Source organism: Bacillus pseudomycoides DSM 12442 (assembly GCF_000161455.1).
GTDB lineage: Bacteria > Bacillota > Bacilli > Bacillales > Bacillaceae_G > Bacillus_A > Bacillus_A pseudomycoides.
Genome location: NZ_CM000745.1, coordinates 3,977,568 through 3,995,067 on the forward strand (window position 1 = coordinate 3,977,568; position 17,500 = coordinate 3,995,067).

A 17,500-nucleotide genomic window follows, 5' to 3' on the forward strand; every position below is an offset into this window, starting at 1 on the left:
ACTTCTTCCAACTTCCCGCGTTGGTTCTTCAGCTTCTTCCACTTCTTCAACTTCCCGCGTTGGTTCTTCAGCTTCTTCAACAATATTTTCTTCTAAAATAGTTTTCTCCACTAGCTGTTCTTCTTCTATTTCTTTCTTATATTCATTTTCTTCCGTTGACGTTGTATCCATATTCTCTACAGTAGAATCTAGCAACTCATCTTGCAGGATTTCTTCCTTCGCTGCGTTATCATATTGTGATAACGCCACTACATCTGGTTCTTGCTCAAATACCTGTACGATTTCAACAGTATGCTCTTCTTTCTTATTATCCTGTCCAACTGATTTATGTAAAAAGTTATCAGTTGCAAATGGAAGAGAGTCTGAAATGGCATCTACCTTTTCTTGCCCCTCTAACGAAGTGAATGAACGCTCAGAATCGTAACCGTTTTTCTCTAGCCACTGATCAACAACTGATTTTTCCTCTTTTGGGCTTTCTTGTTGTCCAGTATGCTCCAGATTTTTCTCCTGCTTCTTAGAAGGAATAAAGGATTCGTCTGAGAAATTCGAAAGAGAGTATCCTTTTTTCTCCAACCAAGCATCGACGACAGATTTTCCTTCAAAGGATATTTCAAGATCTTCCTGCCCTTTTTCTTCCGTCTTAACTTCTTGTTTCTCTCTCGAAGGACGTTTATATCCAAAGATAGGCGAAATCATTTCTGTCGGGCGAAATGGTCTTCGATGGCTTTCTTGTACTGGCACAGATTTTTTTGGCAAGATAGGCTCTGGCTCAATTTCTTGTTGGGCTTGTGGCGGGGCAAATGTATGAACTGGTTCTTCTACATATCTTGGCCTGCGTCTCTCCATGTTCGTTACCCTTGGCAGAGGTTGCTGCTCAAAATGTGTTGATTCTTCCACATTCTCCTCATCAAATCCATCATCAGGTATTAACGGAAATCGGCATTTCACACCTAAATTCCGACTAGCCATTTGTGCTTCTCTTGCTTCAGTGTAGTGGTTTACACGAGGAGTTTTCGGCTTACTTTCAGTGTTCTTCGGTACTGCTTTATTTATCGCTGCTTTTTCTTCCTGATGTTCCTCTTTGTTAAACAGCTTTTTCATCCAATCTAACATGTTTACCACTCTTTCTACTAAATAGTAACATCCTTTATTGTATCAGCATTCGGCAAAAAGTGCAGGTAAAATTACGCTCTTGTATTTTGTCTACCATATTCAAATTTTCAGTAAGTACAATAGATTCTCAACATACAAGTCGCTGCTATGAACACAAAAGAGGGCCTCCTCTCTCCTTCTCCCTTTGTTTTAAACCCGGCACGGGGCTCAAAAAGGACCTGACCGCTTCTATACATGGCCGGTTCCCCCTCTCCCGCCCAAAAAGAAAGGTTTTCACTTGTATTTATACATAAAAAAACAGCCTCATATATAAGACTGCCGTTTAAGCTTTACTCTTCCGATATTCTTCTACACTCTCGGTTACACTTTGCAGTAAAGAGTCTAAATATTGTGTGTCTGATAGTTTCTGATCTTCTTCAGGATTCGACATAAATCCAAGCTCAAGTAAAACGCCTGGAATTTTCGACCAATTAAATCCAGAAAGATCATCTCGAAACTTGATTCCATTTACTTTTACCTGGCTGTTTTCTTTCATTTTCTTTACGATTATTTGAGAAACTTGTAAACTTTCTGCATAGATTCCTTTTGTATATGTATTCCCTTCCGCTGGCGTCAACACAGCAAACCCTTTTTGTGCTCGATTTTCTGAACCATCCGCATGAAGGCGTAAAAATAAATCTGCTTGATGCTCATTCGCAAATGTCGCTCGCTCCTTATTACTTATATCAACATCATGTGTTGTTCTTGTCATAAGTACTTGCATACCTTTTGCTTCGAGCTTCTCTTTCAATATGACAGCAGCTTCTAATACAAGAACAGATTCTCTTTTTTTCGTCACAACACCTGTTGTTCCATCAGTCACTTTATACTTTTGCTCAGTTGCCCCCGGGCCAATTGGTTCTAAATTTACATTTGCTTTCTCTTGATGCCCTGGATCAATTACAACAAGAAATTTTGCTTGTTTTTGCTCAGCATTTGCTTTTACCTCAAGGGTTTTGGCCGATTCCTCAGCCTGTGGTACTTGCTCCACCTTTAGCTCTTGTTTTTCATCTTGCTCCACGGATGGTTCTTGTTCAATTTTTTTCTCTTGTTCTCCATTTTGTTTCACTGGTAATTCAGCTTCTATTTTCTTCTCTTTTTCCGCTTGCTTCTCTGGTGGCGTTTCTTTCGTTTGTTCTACAACCTTTTTATTCTCTTCTTGCACAGTAGATGGTATTTTCTTCTCTTGTTCCTTCGAGCACGCTCCCATATATATTCCAAGTAATACAACTGCACACATCATTTTTATATATTTCATAGCTTCCTCCTCCCATCTACTTTGCACATACTCTATTTATATATCCATTTTGGTTTCCAAGTGTATAAGTCGCTGCTATGAAAAACAAAAGGTGACCTGTACTCGTTCTCTCTTTTTGTTTTCACTTGGCATGGGGCTGAAAGAGGGACTGACCGCTTCTATGCATGGCCAGATGCTCTCTCCCACCTAAAGATTAGGTTTTATGTCGGGTTTTCAATTTGCATTTATATAAAAACACCCTAAATTTCTTTTAACTGTTTCATAATCTCATCTATACTACGTGCTATACAAACTGGTTCCCATATTTCCGATCCTTGTTCAGCTGTGTAGATCGGATGGAGTGGATTATCTATATCAACAAAGATAGGATCACCAATATCTGTATCATATCCAATAACAATCCAACTCTCTTGCCAATCTCCCTTTTTCCCACTCATGAGTGAATTTTTGTTTTTATCATATCGATATCCAATTTGTCCCTTTTCCAATTCATTTTCATGCAATAAATATATTTCAAATGATTGTAATTCAATATCATGTTTCTTCGAAGTTTCGATAAGCCCCAGAAGCTCTTTCACTTTTGGAAATTGTCTCATATGTTCCTATCTCCTTCTATATAACTCCATTTTAATTTTTCAACATATAAGTCGCTGCTATGAAAAAACAAAGGTGACCTTTACTCGTTCTCTCTTTTTGTTTTCACTTGACATGGGACAAGAAAAGGGGCTGCCCGCTTCTATGCATGGCTGGATGCTCTTTCCCACCCTAAAAGAAAGGTTTTATGTCGGGTTTTCAATTTGCATTTATATATTTTTCTAAATTTTAACTAATTTGTTTTTGAAATACAATATAGATTTTGAGAAAAGCGTTACAATATAAAGACATGTAAATAAAAAAATAGCCTCATTTTATCATGAGACTATTTTTTCTATATAATTCTATTTTAATTTTCCGGCATATCGTTCGCTGCTACGAAGAACAAAAGATGATCGCTACTTGTTTTTCCCCTTTGTTTTCACTTGGCATGGGGCAGGAAAAGGATCTGACCACTTCTATGCATGGCCGGATGCTCTCTCCCACCTAAAGATTGGGTTTTATGTCGGGTTTTCAATTTGTAATTATATATCAATTAAAATTTGAACTCTTGTCCAACCTCATAGCTGTCTTCTAATACAAGAATACCTTTTTCCTGAGGAGCATCCGGAAGCTCTAATTCACGTGCAGAACAAATCATTCCAGAAGATGGAACGCCGCGAAGCTCAGCTGGTTTAATTAACATACCACTTGGCATTACAGCACCGATTTTTGCGACAACAACTTTTTGTCCTGCATCAACGTTTGGTGCACCACATACGATTTGTAGTGTATCTGTACCGATTTCTACTTTACAAATGTTTAGTTTATCTGCATTTGGATGCTTTTCTTTTTCAGCTACGTAGCCAACGACGAATTTCGGCGTGAGGTCTGCTTCTACTTTTTCTTCAAAGCCATTCTTTGCTAAAATGTCATTGATTTTTTCAACAAGCTCTTTTGTTAAAGTAATGTTCCCTGTTTCCTTTACTTCTACATAAGAAGACGCATTAAAGATGTTGAATCCTCCTGTTACGTTGCTTTCACGATCATAAACGCGTGCAACATCTCCTTTGCGGTCAAATGTACGGTTTTCTAATGTGATATCTTGTAAGGCAACGATTAATGTGTCGCCAATTCCTTCAAGGTTGTAAAAAACGTTCACTTTGTTCATCCTTTCTCTTTTCCATTTGTCTTCTTCCGATTCTTCGCTAAAATAAAGATTGGCTCAAAATCCCCATCTTCATATACGAATGAAAGTGATGTAATCGGAACATGACCTTCGGCAAAAAACTTCATTGTCATTTGTGCAATAATATCATAACCGATTTCGTTCACGATATCAGCAATAATTAATACATCTTGGTGCGGAACAGCTACAACCATGTCACCTGAAATCTTTTCACGCATCGATTGTAATAATGATTCATTCAAAATACGACTCGCATCATAGCCATCATTTGTGTTTAAGAAATAAAATGTATTCCCCGCCACTTCATCTTGTTTAAATGAATGACTTAAGGAACGTACATTAAACAATGCCATTTCACGTACTTGCTGCTCTGTAAGTCCTAGTTTTTGTAACAAACGTTCATCAATTAATCGATATGTTTTATTAGAATCTAATGCATAATAAATGCGCGTTTCTGCTGTATGATCTGTCATTACGAAAGGATTTCCTTCTTCAGCTTGCTTTGGAAAAGAAGTGGATCGAATAACCGGTAAAATTTTTGCCGCGCCGCTTTCTTCTTTATGCATCGCAAGTAGCGCCTCTTGTACGTAATACACAACATCTTCAATCGCTGCTTCCTTCTTCACTTCCCATTTCGCTACAACTCCTGGAAGTGAAACATTAATTCCCTTTTTCGTATCTTTTTGTTCAATACGGAGCGTATCCTTCTCGCTATCATAATGAAATTCCCACTCTGGACGAGCTAATCTAGTCATTAACTCATCTTTCATCTTTTTGCTTGTCATTCTCATTTCGTTTACCTCCCTTCCAAAAAAATAACCTCCCCCGCGAAGGTAGAGGTTGTTTTTACAATTTAATTGGCGAGATCGCCTTATTTTAACCCTTCAATAAACGCTTCGATTTGTTCTTGTGTTTTACGATCTTTGTTTACATAGCGTCCAGTTTCTTCACCTTTATTGTACGCTACAAAGCTCGGAATGCCAAATACGTCTAATTTCACGCAAAGGTCAATAAATTCGTCACGATCTACATAGTAAAATGAGAAATCGCTATATTTTCCTTCTACTTCTGGCATAAATGGGTCAATAAAACGGCAGTCTGGGCACCATTCTGCTGAGAACATAAAAATGACGTTCTCTTCATTTTTTAATTCTTGAAATTGTTCCATGCTTTCTAATGATTTCATCTATATTTCCTCCTCTAACGAAGTGTATCTTTTCATCTCTAATCTTCTTTTATACTACCATACATCACGTATGGTGCAAGGTTTATGCTTGTTTTTCATCATACTTATATTGCCCAATTAACAGCTTTACAACATGTACAAATAATTGTGTACGATCCACATAATGATCTGTAAAGATTCCGATTGCGCCTTCATGGCTACGAATGTCTTTTCGTTTTACAAATGCCTCCATTACTTCACTTAACTCTTTTCCATCTTCAAGAGGAGAAAGAAAATCATCAGGAAGCATAATCCGTGCCCCACCTGCGACAAATACTTTCCCCGCGCTTGTCGCCAAAGCACCCCAATTGCACATAAACAAACCGTGCTCTGTTTTCATTACACCGCCTTCTAGTCCGATACCGATGTCAGCTTGTTTTTCTTCTAGTGCTCGCTTCGCTCTATTGATTGCGCCTTGCATCGTTTCCTCATCAGAAAATGGCTGTGCTGCAACTCCTGAAGGAACAGAAACTGAAGTAATACTTACCTCTTTCCATACTTCTTGTACGGCTCCTACTTTTGTTTGATTTTTTGAGCCAACTGCTACTTTCATATTGTTCACCTCTATATAAGTCATTGCTACAAAGAACAAAAGGTAATTGACACTCTTGTTCTTTCTTTGTTTTTAACTCTATATGGGATAGGGAAAATTCTGAACTTTTCTATACATAAGCGGACGCTCTCTCCCATCTAAAAAGAGTGTTTTTATTTCTTTTCATATACGAAAAGAAAAGGCCGAATCCGGCCCTTTCTTTTAAGCATTGTTTTTAATTGTTTCTAATGTTGTTTTATCTGTTGCTTTCACAAGTTTTGTAATCAATTCTTTCGCTGCTGCATAATCATCAACATGTAAAATAGAAGCATGAGTATGAATGTAACGAGCGCAAACACCAATTACTGCTGACGGAATACCAGAGTTACTCGTATGTACACGACCTGCATCTGTACCACCTTGTGAAATAAAGTACTGGTACGGAATGTTATGTGTTTCTGCTGTATCTAAAATAAATTCACGCATTCCTCTATGTGTTACCATTGTACGGTCATAAATGCGAAGAAGTGCTCCTTTTCCTAATTGACCGAACTGCGTTTTATCCCCAGATGCATCATTTGCTGGACTCGCATCAAGCGCATAGAAAATATCTGGCTGAATCATATTAGCTGCTGTTTGTGCGCCGCGAAGACCGACTTCTTCTTGTACAGTCGCACCAGAGTATAACGTGTTTGGTAATGTTTCATCTTTTAATTCTTTTAACAATTCAATCGCAAGACCACAGCCGTAGCGGTTATCCCAAGCTTTCGCCATAATTTTCTTTTCGTTTGCCATTGGTGTAAACGGACAAATCGGAACAATTTGTTGCCCTGGTTTCACACCAATTTCAAGCGCTTGTTCATAACTATCTGCACCTATATCAATTAACATATTTTTTATATCCATTGGTTTCGCACGTTGTGCATCACTTAATAAATGAGGTGGAATCGAACCAACAACCCCAACAACTGGGCCGTTTTTCGTCATAATTTGTACACGTTGTGCTAATAGCACTTGGCTCCACCAGCCGCCTAGCGTTTGAAAACGAATCATCCCGTTTTTCGTAATTTGCGTAACCATAAAGCCAACTTCATCCATATGACCAGCTACAAGTACACGTGGGCCATTTTCATCCCCTTTTTTCAGACCGAACACGCTACCTAAACCGTCTTGGACGATTTCATCTGCATATTTACTTAACTCCTCTTTCATAAAACGGCGCACATCATGCTCAAATCCTGATGTACCTTGTAATTCTGTTAACGTGCGAAATAATTCTAATGTCTCTTTATTCACGAAGTTCCCTTCTTTCAAACCTTAGTAGAATACCTCTTTTATTGTAACGAAATTTTCGAAATGTTTCTAGTTTCTTCTTTTTTCGTTAAAATTGCATTATAATTATCATCAATACACTACTTTATAGAATTGAGGTGAATATATGCGCTGGAAAGGTTTACTAGCTGGTGTTGGTGTTGGTTTTGCAGCTGGTTATCTTGTTGCAAACAAAGTTCAAGAACAATCCCATATTTCTTCAGAGAAAGCATTAAAAATGGTGAAACAAGCATTAAGTCATAAAGGCGAAATTACTGGCTCTTGGGTACATATGGTTCCAGAGACGTTTGAAAAATATGATGTCGCGTACGAAGTATACCGCGGCGGTCTTACAACAATTTTAAATGATATACAAGAACGATTTGAATTTTTAGTAGATGCAAAAACAGGTACCGTTTTAGAAGTAACGGCTGCTTAAAACAACTCAGAAAATCAAAAAGCATAAAGTGAAACTTTGATCAGTGGAGGGCTTCATTCCCACATTGATTATTCACTCCCGGCCAATTAGATTGTTACGGACAATAATACTCCGCTTGCATAACTTTGAGGTGAGGGCTACCACTCATGAGTAGTGAGATTAAAGTGTGCAGATGAATTTCTGCACACTTTTTCACATTCTTTCAATTATCATCGCTGTCGACATCCCATGTCCAATGCAAATTGTCAGTAGGCCGTACCTTCCCTGCCTCCGCTCCAATTCATGAAGAAGAGAAGTCATTAATTTCGCACCAGTTGCCCCAAGTGGATGACCTAGCGCAATCGCACCACCATTAACATTCACCTTTTGTAAATCCGCTTCCATTTCCTTTTGCCATGCTAAAACAACCGATGCAAATGCTTCATTGATTTCTACAACATCCATATCATGAATTGTTAAATTTGATTTTTGTAGCACTTTTTTTGTTGCAGGGATAACGCCATCAAGCATTGTTGTCGGGTCAGAACCAACAACCACTTGATTAACAATACGAGCACGTGCTTTACAACCTAGCTCTTTAGCCTTTTCACTATCCATCAGCAAGATTGCTGCAGCACCATCACTAATTTGACTTGCATTCCCTGCTGTAATCACTCCATTTTCTTTAAACACTGTTTTTAAATTTGATAACGCTTCATAAGAAGTATCCCTTCTCGGGCCTTCATCATTTTCAACTAATATTTCATTGCCTTCTTTATCTACACCATGCAGTGGTACAATCTCTCGCTGAAAGTGTCCAGATTCAATAGCTTGAAGTGCGCGTCTATGACTTTCTAGCGCGTAAGCATCTAACTGTTCACGTGTAATACCATATTTTTCTGCAATCATCTCAGCAGATACACCTTGATGCACAATTTGATACTTTTCGTGAAGACTACTCGGGATCGTCTGCTCATTTCCATCACTTAAAATAGGAACTTTTGTCATATGTTCAACACCAGCTGCAATCGTAATGTCCATATCCCCTGATTTAATTTCTTGCGCAGCAAAGTGAATAGCCTGTTGCCCTGAACCACAGAGCCTATTAATCGTTACTGCTGGAACCGTTATAGGAAAATCTGCTTCAAGTGCCGAAAGTCTTCCAATATTAAAGCCTTGTTCGTTAATTGGCGTTACACACCCCATAACTATATCTTCTATAAGTCCTTTTTCTATATTCCCCCGTTTTGTTACTTCACTCAGTGCAACTGCCGCAAGTTGTATAGGGTGAAGTAAACGAAATGCCCCATTTCTTTTACCAACTGGCGTACGTACAGCTTCAACAATAACAACGTCCCGCTTCATATTTTCTCGCCTACTTTCCCTTTTGAATAATCATAAAAACCTTTCCCAGTCTTTCTTCCAAGATGTCCTGCCTCTACAAGTTTCACAAGTGTTTGCGGCGCTCTAAACCTATCTCCAAATGCTTCCATTAGTCCTGTACTCGCAAATAGCATCGTATCTAGCCCTACATAATCCGCTAATTCAAATGGTCCCATTGGATAGTTCAAACCAAGCTTAATTGCCTTATCAATGTCCTCTTTACTTGTAATTCCTTCTTCATACATACGCATGCACTCTAACATATGAATAGCAATTGCCCGCGACGTCACAAATCCTTGCATATCTTTCACAACAACCGTTTCTTTCCCAATTCCTTCTGAGACTGTTCTTACTGCTTGTATCGTACTTTCTGCCGTAACCACTCCTCGTACAATTTCAACGAGCTTCATAACAGGAGCGGGATTAAACCAATGCATCCCCACTACTTTTTCTGGACGACTTGTTACACTTGCAATTGCAGTTACACTTAATTCAGACGTATTCGTTGCTAGAATAGTAGATTGCGATGTATACAAATCTAGCTTTTGAAAAATCTCCTTCTTTAACTGTAATATTTCTGGTACTGCTTCAATAACAAGCTCTACATTTTGGCAAGCTTCTTCCAATATAACTGTAGAAGTAATATGAGCTAGAATGCCATTTTTTTCTTCCTCTGTCATACGTCCTGCGTTCACGAAACGACCCAAGCTTTTGGTGATAGTTCCATAAGCTTTTTGTAAACTTTCTTCTGATATATCATACATTTTCACATGTTTATCGCCCATCGCTAACGCTTGGACAATTCCACTTCCCATAATTCCTGCACCAATTACTGCGATATTTTGAATCATTATTTTCCTCCTTTAATTATTTTCTTTTCATTTCCACAACATACATTTCAACAATGAATCAATACTTTCCGAAATAGTCTTGCATATTTACGAGAAATAAATGTCCTCTTGATTCTCTATCTTCTCTCTAATTATTCATACACGAACTCGCTCAATTACATCTAATTGTTCCAATCTCTCAATCTCTAACTTCGATAATCCAAGCTTTTGCAACACTTCTTCGGTATGCTCACCAAGCTTCGGTGGATTCGCAAATGTATGACTCGTATGTGTAAATACATATCCTTTCTCATTTACTAGATGCCTTGTAAATGGTGACGACGATAATTCATTTGTCTCCAAAACAGGCGCCAAACAACAATCCACTTCCATCGCAAATTTCGTCCAATACGCCAATGGCTTACTAGCAAAGAGTGCTTTCATTTGCTCATAAATGATTTGACCATCTTGAGTTAGTTCATATTGCTTATCCCCCCATTCTACTCTTCCTACCGCTTCACAAAAGGAATGCCAAAATTTCTGTTCAACTGCTCCGAGCGCAACAAACCTTTCATCGCTCGTTTCGTAGAGGGAATAACATACAATCTTACCGCTAAGCAAATCTAGCCCATGACGTTTGTTATACATTTTTTCAAGCATGATATGATTGTTCATTAACATCATTAAGCTATCTGTGAGAGAAATATCGAGATAACTCCCTTCCCCAGTTCGCTCTCTTTGAAACAATGCTGCCATAATTTTTTCTGAAGTCATCATTCCGCCTATCTCATCCCCAAGGGTAATTTTGGGATGAACCGGAATTCCTTCTTGATCTTTCAACTGTGCTAATACGCCGCTTACTGCCATAAAATTTATATCGTGGCTTGCAAGATCCGAATGTTCTTTATTTTGTCCATATCCAGTTAATGAAGTATAAATGATACTTTTATTTATCCGTTTAACTTCTTCATATCCAAGACCAAGACGGTTCATTACGTTAGGCCGAAAGCTTTCTATTAAAACATCAGATTTTTGAAGAAGTTTTTTCACTACCGCTACTCCTTCTGGTTGCTTTACGTTTATTGCAATACTTTTCTTGTTACGATTATTCGCATAAAAAAATGCCTGATTATCAGATTCCAATCCTCTTGCTAAATCACCATAAAGCGGTTCTACCTTTATCACTTCTGCACCTAAATCAGCAAGGCGAAGTGCTGCATACGGACCTGGTAAGTAATGAGAAAAATCAACAACTGTTATTCCTTTCAACATCATAAGCCCATACCCTTTGCAATTATATTTTTCATAATCTCATTCGCACCAGCATAAATCGCGCTTACTGGGATATCACGATAACGCCGCGCAATCTCGTATTCTTCCATATATCCATATCCACCGTGCAGTTGTACGCACTCTGCTGACACTTTTTTTGCAAGATCTGTCAGCCACCACTTCGCCATCGATACTTTCGTTACGATGTTCTCACCATTCATGTGATTGGCAATACAGTCATCGACAAATGTTCTACCAATTTCAATTTCCGTATACATCTCTGCTAATCGAAACTGTACTGTTTGAAAATCGCTTATACTTTTCCCAAATGCTTTTCGCTCTTGGACATAGTTTTTCGTTATATGTAGCATCACTTCCGCGGCCGTTTTAGCTGCAATTGCAACAATGAGACGTTCTTGCTGCAACTTTTCCATGAGATAATAAAAACCTTTTCCTTCTTCCCCTAGCAAATTCGAAGCAGGCACTTTTACATCTTCAAAAATAAGTTCTGCTGTGTCTTGACTATGTAAGCCGATTTTTTTTAGTTTTTTTCCTCTTTTAAATCCCTCCATTCCTCTTTCTAAAACAAGTAGACTCATGCCTTTATGAGCCGGTTTAATATTTGTGTCTGTCTTACAAACAACGATAACTAAATCTGCATGAATACCATTTGTAATAAATGTTTTTTCTCCATTCACGACATAATAATCACCTTCTTTTCTTGCAGTTGTTCGAATACTCGCCAAGTCCGAACCTGCTCCTGGCTCCGTCATCGCAATTGCAGTTATACATTCACCGCTTACACATTTTGGTAACCAACGTTTCTTTTGTTCCATACTGCGTGAAGTATGGAACGACAATGTCATTGTGCAAACCAATTCCGATTAAACTTGATCCAACCTTTTCAAGTTCCTCGTTAATGACAACCGAATATCCAAAATCAGCACCTGCTCCTCCATACCGCTCACCTACCATTGGACAAAGAAAACCTTTACTCCCCATACTTGTCCAAAAAGCACGAGGAATTATTCCTTCTTTTTCCCATTCGTTATAGTATGGATATGCTTCCTTTTCTAAAAATTTATGAAAAGCATCACGAAAAATGTGATGCTCCTCCTGTAAATATTTATGCCTCATCATATCCTCCCCTTAGCTTCCGTTTCTGCATTACGCAAAATAAACTTTTGAATTTTACCGCTTGCATTTCTTGGAAGTTGTTCAACAAACACATAGCGACGTGGACGTTTATAATCAGCAAGCTTATCACTTACTTTGCAATACTCATCTAATATCTCTTCGGTAAGAGAATGATCTTTTGAAACGATGTATGCTAGAACACTTTCTCCCCAAAGCTCATCTTTCTCTCCAAGCACCGCAACATCTAAAACACTTTCATGTGTATACAAAAAATCCTCGACCTCACGTGGGTAAATGTTTTCTCCACCACTAACAACCATATCGTCAACGCGATCCGCAACGTATAAATAACCATCTGTATCTACATACCCCAAATCTCCTGAATGGTACCATCCTTTATATAATGCTTTTGCTGTTGCCTCTTCATTGTTGTAATACCCTTTCATCAAACAGGAACCTCGCATAATAATTTCTCCGATTTCATACGGTCGTAATATATCATTCGGCTCAGATGGCCCTTCTTCATTTGGACGGACAACACGAATTTCATGATTATAGGCAGCTTTTCCTGCAGAACCTACTTTAGTAAGTTGCTCATTCTCTCGTAAAAAAGTAACTGCCGGTCCCATTTCCGTCATACCATAGGCTTGTACTAATGAAACATTCAATTTTTCATCACAAGCTTTTACAAGTGCCGGTGCCATTGAAGCTGCTCCATATAAACCGTACCTAAGAGAAGATAAATCATACTGCATTAAATCTTCCTGCAACATCATATTCCACATTGTAGGTGCCGCGAACATAACAGTAACCTTCTCTTTTTCAATCGTTTCGAGCACATTCTTTGCATCGAAATGGTGCAGAATAATATTCGCCCCGCCGCTATGTACCCTTGGAACGAAGCAACAGTGCAGCTCAGCACAATGAAACATCGGTGCTGTTACAAGACCACGACTATTCTCGGTATAATGTAAATATGCGATTCCCATCAAGCTTTGATCGATAATTTCTCGGTGACGGTGAAGTACTCCCTTCGGATAACCGGTTGTTCCACTTGTATACATAATGGAACAAATATCATCTTCTTTTACTTCTACTGTTTCAAAATCCGGTAATGCATTTGATAGTTTTTCTTCATATGAAATAGAAAACGGTGGATGATTTTGGTCAATGTACCAGAACTGGATATGAGGAAATTGTTTATGAATACTTTGTATTTGGGAGGATAATTGCTTTTCAAAAAGTACGATTTTTGGAGAAGCATCTTCTAATATATAACTGAGTTCTTGTGGTTTTAATCTAAAATTAATCGGATTAAATACGGCGCCAATTTTTGCACAAGCGAAACATGTAGTTGCTAGTTCACTACTATTAAAGAGAAAAGTCGAGACGTGGTCACCTTTTTGTATACCACTTTTTTGGAGCGCATGAGCTAGCTTATTCACCTGTTCATTCCATTCTGTATACGTCCAGCGAATATTTTTTTTCGGTTCAACAATCGCTTCTTTATTTGGATAATTTCCAGTAGTCAGTTCAAGTAAATTTCCAATCGTTATATGCAATATATTTCCCCCTTTCGAATAAAAAGCTTCACATATAGAGCATGTCATAATGCAGTAACTCAGAGATATTATAACAATATTCAGAATATTTTAACAGTATTTCTTTCGACAAATCCTTGCAATGTGTTTGTAGTTGAACAAGAACATAAAAAATTTACTTTTTAGTGGAGGGGGTGACCCTCCACTCCATACTTCTATCTTTCTTACACTTCACTTGATACATTTTCCTCTTTTCGTTCTACCTTCTCAACCATATTCCCTTCCTCATCCCACTTCACAGCGCGATAATAGGCATCATGATAAAAGGTGAACCATGCTTTCTTTTCTGTACCATACTTCATCCATTTTTGCTTATGTTCAATTGAAGTCATTGGATAATCATCATATGCCATCACCCATAATACGTTTTGATGAGCATGCGTTGGCAAGAGATCCGCTAAATGAAGCATCGTTTCTCCTTTACTTTCAAGAACAATTACAGCATGACCATCACTATGCCCTCCTGTATGTACCATTCTGACTTCATCTGAAATTTGTATTTCGTCTTTGAAAGTGACGATTTGCTCTACAATTGGCTCCCAATTTTCTTTCCAATATGTATTACGAGAGCGGATATTAGGGTTTCTCATTTCATTCCATTCTATTTCTGATACATACACTTTTGCATTTGGAAACGTCGGAACAAGCTCACCATCTTCCGATTTTGTTAATCCTGATGCATGATCAAAATGAAGGTGTGTCATTAATACATAATGAATATCTTCAGCTGTTAGACCGCGTTCCGCTAGAGAATGTTCAACTGACGATTCTTCTGTTACCCCTTGATTCCGCTTCATTTTTTCATTCATTTTATTATTTCCAATTCCTGAATCAATGAGCATATTTCCTTCTTTCGTTTGTACAAGCAACGGATCTGTTCTTAAATAAATATGATTTGTATCATTATGTTTATATTTGCGTGACCATAAGATTTTTGGTACGACACCAAACATCGCTCCCCCATCTAAATGAGTGTTCCCTCCGCGGAGCCATGTCACTTTTATTTCTCCGATTTTTAAAGATTCCATTCCACATTCCCCCTTTTCCATTTTCCCCCGCTATTCGCGTGCAGTAAGACTCCCACCTCAAAATGCAGCAAAAGCAAAGAAGTTAGTCGGGGAATCAACTGCCCGTAAAAGCCCGATTGGTGCGGGCTGATAATCAGTGGGGGATGAAAAAGACCCCCACTGATTACAGTTTCTCTTTATTCTAACACAAAATTCAGAATGTTTTTTCACAACAAAAAAACCTGCGCATTACTGCGCAGGTTCTGTTCGATATTTCGCTTCAACACGATAAATACGATGTCCTTTACTAGAAAACTTCTCTTCGTATTCCGTCATAATGTTACCTTCGAAATCACTGTTATGAAGATCTAAACTAAGGAATGTGAGTAGCATGCCATATTCAGCCATACTCATAAGAGAGTATTCAAATAAACTTTGGTTATCCGTTTTAAAATGAATCTCTCCGCCTGTTACTAACACTTCTTCATAATTGCGTAAAAATGTTTTATACGTTAAACGACGCTTCTCGTGACGATTTTTTGGCCATGGATCTGAGAAGTTTAAATACACACGGTCAATTTCGCCTTCCGCAAAGAAAACTGTTAAATCTTCAGCATCTTTATTAATTAATTTTAAGTTTGGTACTTCTTCTTCAATTAACCTATCAAGCGCATCTACGATAACACTTGTGAATTTTTCAATTCCGATATAGTTAATATGTGGATTCGCTTTTGCCATCTCATAAACGAAACGACCACGACCTGTTCCTACTTCAATATGGATCGGATGGTCATTTCCAAACACTTCTTTCCAATTGCCACAACGCTCCTCTGGGTTTCCAATTACAAACTGTGAATACTCATTAATTCGATCCATTGCATATGGTTTATGTCTTAAACGCATAGATGTCTTCCTCTCTTTACCAGACTATTTTTAGAAGGTTTATTCCTTCTTTCTTTTTTAATCAATCTATCAAACAAAAAACCAAGTACGTACGAGCACTCGGTCCGTTTCTTTCAAGTATAAGGTGTTCCATTTTGATACAAACTACAAAGAGCATAGAACGAAACTCTCCTGTAGAAACGTTTCGTTAGCCAATGATTAGCTACTCCATGACGAAATAGAAAATTTCTCTTACTTGTTCAAATTGAACAACAATCGAAAGGATGATCCAATCATGCCGATTAATCAACAACATCAATTAGAAATTTTAAAAGATATTCTAGTCAATCACCAAAGCGATTGCTGTGGAACGGTTTCTGAGTGCGAACAATTAGAACGGCTCATTCAATCATTGCTTGCAAACGATAGTGTGAACAGCGATGTAAAAACAATGCTAAACGATGTATATTACTATAGTCAATCGGGTAAATATTCTCCTGATTTAGACAATCATATTTCCAATAATCAAGAGCAACTCACGCAATGGATTTCTGGAATGGACAATTTCTCTTAAATTATTTATTACTCTGAAGCAAGTAGTTGCTGTAAATATTGATGCCAATATTCAGCTTCTGCTTGCTGTTTTTTTGTTGTATGCCATTGAACAGATAAAATAGTTTGTGCCACTACATACCACTTCATACGATGAACCAATGATTCATTCATTTCAATTCCATAATACGCTAACCATTCGTCCCATTCGTGACACGGAACATACCAATATAATAACATGCCAAGATCAAGAGCAGGATCCGCAATAAGCGCTCCATCCCAATCAATTAAAAATAATTCATCTTCGTCCGATAATAACCAATTGTTATGATTGACGTCACAGTGGCACACGACAAACTCATCATATTCCACATCTTTCAGTGTGGCTTTTAAATATCGTAGCCCTGTCTGAATCGTTTCATCCGTTCTTAAATCTCCTCTTAAAACAAAATACAATTGTTGCAATAACTCCTGCGCATAGAGCGGCTGTTTTCCAAGCCTTTGTATCATCTGCACAAGCGCTTTAGATGAATGTATTTTTTTTAAAAGCTTCGCAACACACTCAAGTTTCATATCCTCTGGCTCTAGCTTTTGTCCTGGAAGCCACTTTTGAGCTGAAATCACATCACCGTTCGTCACTCTTCTTGTCCAAAGTAATTTTGGAACAATTCCTTCTGCTGACAATACCGCTAAAAAAGGCGATGTATTCCGCTTTAAAAATAGCTTTTGTTGTCCATTTTGCGCAATATATGCATCGCCTGTTGCCCCACCAGCTGGTATAAGACTCCACTCTTCTCCTAATAATTGTTCCAACCATTCCATATTCATTACCCGTTAACAAATCCTTATCTTTTATAGTTATGAAAAGAAAAACCGCAACACCTTTTGAAGATGTTATGGATTCATATGAAAACTCCCGCTACTTAGCTCCTTTGACTCTTGAAGTAGGGGTTTCTCGTGTATATCTTCTCTAACAGATGATTAACACGAGTGAAGTTGACACAGCTGCCTGATGCACAACCCCTCTATTCCATTGGCAAACGCCCCTGGAACTACTGTTTTAATATATTGTATAAAGACAGTTACTAGCAATTCATCTTCATCCTCAAAGACTATACTGGGCATATTCCTTGAAGGTGGAGTTTTCTTGCTTTTTTTTGATAAAAGAAAACTTGGCA

The 17,500-nt window shown here is 38.1% G+C and carries 16 protein-coding genes and 2 pseudogenes; 2 read left to right on the forward strand and 16 right to left on the reverse strand.

All coding sequences use genetic code 11. From position 1 onward, the window contains the following. The 8 genes and pseudogenes from BPMYX0001_RS20210 to BPMYX0001_RS20245 form a co-directional block, all read right to left on the reverse strand. Window positions 1–1,113 (reverse strand): annotated as a pseudogene (locus tag BPMYX0001_RS20210) (DNA translocase FtsK); the annotation flags it as partial. Between the two features lie 322 nt (window positions 1,114–1,435). Then, window positions 1,436–2,410 (reverse strand): N-acetylmuramoyl-L-alanine amidase, encoded by a 975-nt coding sequence (locus tag BPMYX0001_RS20215; protein ID WP_033799153.1) that lies wholly within the window; start codon window positions 2,408–2,410, stop codon window positions 1,436–1,438. A 239-nt stretch (window positions 2,411–2,649) separates the two neighbouring features. Then, window positions 2,650–3,006, reverse strand: coding sequence for a hypothetical protein (locus BPMYX0001_RS20220; RefSeq protein ID WP_006096228.1), 357 nt, complete (start codon window positions 3,004–3,006; stop codon window positions 2,650–2,652). Between the two features lie 533 nt (window positions 3,007–3,539). Next, the gene (ytpR, locus tag BPMYX0001_RS20225; protein ID WP_018764527.1) at window positions 3,540–4,154 is read right to left on the reverse strand and encodes a YtpR family tRNA-binding protein; all 615 of its coding nucleotides are present in this window, start codon (window positions 4,152–4,154) and stop codon (window positions 3,540–3,542) included. Then, window positions 4,151–4,963 (reverse strand): DUF1444 domain-containing protein, encoded by an 813-nt coding sequence (locus tag BPMYX0001_RS20230; protein WP_033799154.1) that lies wholly within the window; start codon window positions 4,961–4,963, stop codon window positions 4,151–4,153. Before BPMYX0001_RS20230 ends, ytpR begins: the two co-directional genes overlap by 4 nt. Window positions 4,964–5,043: 80 nt before the next feature. Beyond that, entirely contained in the window at window positions 5,044–5,358 is a 315-nt protein-coding gene (locus BPMYX0001_RS20235) for a thioredoxin family protein (RefSeq protein ID WP_006096230.1), read from the reverse strand. 82 nt (window positions 5,359–5,440) lie between these two features. Beyond that, window positions 5,441–5,950, reverse strand: a complete 510-nt coding sequence (locus BPMYX0001_RS20240; protein WP_003201255.1) for a DUF84 family protein — start codon at window positions 5,948–5,950, stop codon at window positions 5,441–5,443. A 201-nt stretch (window positions 5,951–6,151) separates the two neighbouring features. Continuing rightward, entirely contained in the window at window positions 6,152–7,225 is a 1,074-nt protein-coding gene (locus BPMYX0001_RS20245; RefSeq protein ID WP_016116681.1) for a M42 family metallopeptidase, read from the reverse strand. Between the two features lie 142 nt (window positions 7,226–7,367). Here BPMYX0001_RS20245 and BPMYX0001_RS20250 point away from each other — a divergent pair, with 142 nt between their 5' ends. Beyond that, the gene (locus BPMYX0001_RS20250; RefSeq protein ID WP_003201250.1) at window positions 7,368–7,679 is read left to right on the forward strand and encodes a PepSY domain-containing protein; all 312 of its coding nucleotides are present in this window, start codon (window positions 7,368–7,370) and stop codon (window positions 7,677–7,679) included. 192 nt (window positions 7,680–7,871) lie between these two features. Here BPMYX0001_RS20250 and BPMYX0001_RS20255 read toward each other — a convergent pair whose 3' ends face one another. The 7 genes and pseudogenes from BPMYX0001_RS20255 to trmB all read right to left on the reverse strand — a co-directional run bounded on the left by BPMYX0001_RS20255 (window position 7,872) and on the right by trmB (window position 15,791). Next, a complete protein-coding gene (locus BPMYX0001_RS20255; RefSeq protein WP_033799155.1) occupies window positions 7,872–9,023 on the reverse strand; it encodes a thiolase family protein in 1,152 nt (383 codons plus the stop codon). Next, entirely contained in the window at window positions 9,020–9,892 is an 873-nt protein-coding gene (locus BPMYX0001_RS20260) for a 3-hydroxyacyl-CoA dehydrogenase family protein (RefSeq protein ID WP_003201245.1), read from the reverse strand. The genes BPMYX0001_RS20255 and BPMYX0001_RS20260 overlap by 4 nt, the downstream gene beginning before the upstream one ends. 135 nt (window positions 9,893–10,027) lie before the next feature. Next, on the reverse strand, window positions 10,028–11,143 hold the full coding sequence (locus BPMYX0001_RS20265) for a CaiB/BaiF CoA transferase family protein (protein WP_006096233.1): 1,116 nt from the start codon (window positions 11,141–11,143) through the stop codon (window positions 10,028–10,030). Beyond that, window positions 11,143–12,280 (reverse strand): annotated as a pseudogene (locus tag BPMYX0001_RS29605) (acyl-CoA dehydrogenase family protein). The gene BPMYX0001_RS20265 and the pseudogene BPMYX0001_RS29605 overlap by 1 nt, the downstream one beginning before the upstream one ends. Continuing rightward, on the reverse strand, window positions 12,280–13,842 hold the full coding sequence (locus BPMYX0001_RS20275) for a fatty acid--CoA ligase (RefSeq protein WP_033799156.1): 1,563 nt from the start codon (window positions 13,840–13,842) through the stop codon (window positions 12,280–12,282). Before BPMYX0001_RS20275 ends, BPMYX0001_RS29605 begins: the two are co-directional and overlap by 1 nt. A gap of 203 nt (window positions 13,843–14,045) precedes the next feature. After that, window positions 14,046–14,909 (reverse strand): YtnP family quorum-quenching lactonase, encoded by an 864-nt coding sequence (locus BPMYX0001_RS20280; RefSeq protein ID WP_033799157.1) that lies wholly within the window; start codon window positions 14,907–14,909, stop codon window positions 14,046–14,048. Between the two features lie 228 nt (window positions 14,910–15,137). Further along, window positions 15,138–15,791 carry a tRNA (guanosine(46)-N7)-methyltransferase TrmB gene (trmB, locus tag BPMYX0001_RS20285; RefSeq protein WP_003201235.1) on the reverse strand — a complete coding sequence of 218 codons (654 nt, stop codon included), beginning with the start codon at window positions 15,789–15,791 and terminating at the stop codon, window positions 15,138–15,140. Between the two features lie 274 nt (window positions 15,792–16,065). Between trmB and BPMYX0001_RS20290 the strand changes: the two genes are divergently transcribed. Further along, a complete protein-coding gene (locus BPMYX0001_RS20290) occupies window positions 16,066–16,344 on the forward strand; it encodes a YtzH-like family protein (protein ID WP_003201233.1) in 279 nt (92 codons plus the stop codon). A gap of 8 nt (window positions 16,345–16,352) precedes the next feature. On the opposite strand, the gene BPMYX0001_RS20295 is transcribed toward BPMYX0001_RS20290, so the two are convergent. After that, window positions 16,353–17,150, reverse strand: coding sequence for a phosphotransferase family protein (locus BPMYX0001_RS20295; protein ID WP_006096238.1), 798 nt, complete (start codon window positions 17,148–17,150; stop codon window positions 16,353–16,355). Window positions 17,151–17,500 lie beyond the last annotated feature (350 nt).

Bases quoted from the DNA above. Each gene is read 5' to 3' on its own strand.
- BPMYX0001_RS20215 (WP_033799153.1), bottom strand. From the start codon at position 2,410: ATGAAATATATAAAAATGATGTGTGCAGTTGTATTACTTGGAATATAT.
- BPMYX0001_RS20220 (WP_006096228.1), bottom strand. From the start codon at position 3,006: ATGAGACAATTTCCAAAAGTGAAAGAGCTTCTGGGGCTTATCGAAACT.
- ytpR (WP_018764527.1), bottom strand. From the start codon at position 4,154: ATGAACAAAGTGAACGTTTTTTACAACCTTGAAGGAATTGGCGACACA.
- BPMYX0001_RS20230 (WP_033799154.1), bottom strand. From the start codon at position 4,963: ATGAGAATGACAAGCAAAAAGATGAAAGATGAGTTAATGACTAGATTA.
- BPMYX0001_RS20235 (WP_006096230.1), bottom strand. From the start codon at position 5,358: ATGAAATCATTAGAAAGCATGGAACAATTTCAAGAATTAAAAAATGAA.
- BPMYX0001_RS20240 (WP_003201255.1), bottom strand. From the start codon at position 5,950: ATGAAAGTAGCAGTTGGCTCAAAAAATCAAACAAAAGTAGGAGCCGTA.
- BPMYX0001_RS20250 (WP_003201250.1), top strand. From the start codon at position 7,368: ATGCGCTGGAAAGGTTTACTAGCTGGTGTTGGTGTTGGTTTTGCAGCT.
- BPMYX0001_RS20255 (WP_033799155.1), bottom strand. From the start codon at position 9,023: ATGAAGCGGGACGTTGTTATTGTTGAAGCTGTACGTACGCCAGTTGGT.
- BPMYX0001_RS20260 (WP_003201245.1), bottom strand. From the start codon at position 9,892: ATGATTCAAAATATCGCAGTAATTGGTGCAGGAATTATGGGAAGTGGA.
- BPMYX0001_RS20265 (WP_006096233.1), bottom strand. From the start codon at position 11,143: ATGTTGAAAGGAATAACAGTTGTTGATTTTTCTCATTACTTACCAGGT.
- BPMYX0001_RS20280 (WP_033799157.1), bottom strand. From the start codon at position 14,909: ATGGAATCTTTAAAAATCGGAGAAATAAAAGTGACATGGCTCCGCGGA.
- trmB (WP_003201235.1), bottom strand. From the start codon at position 15,791: ATGCGTTTAAGACATAAACCATATGCAATGGATCGAATTAATGAGTAT.
- BPMYX0001_RS20290 (WP_003201233.1), top strand. From the start codon at position 16,066: ATGCCGATTAATCAACAACATCAATTAGAAATTTTAAAAGATATTCTA.
- BPMYX0001_RS20295 (WP_006096238.1), bottom strand. From the start codon at position 17,150: ATGAATATGGAATGGTTGGAACAATTATTAGGAGAAGAGTGGAGTCTT.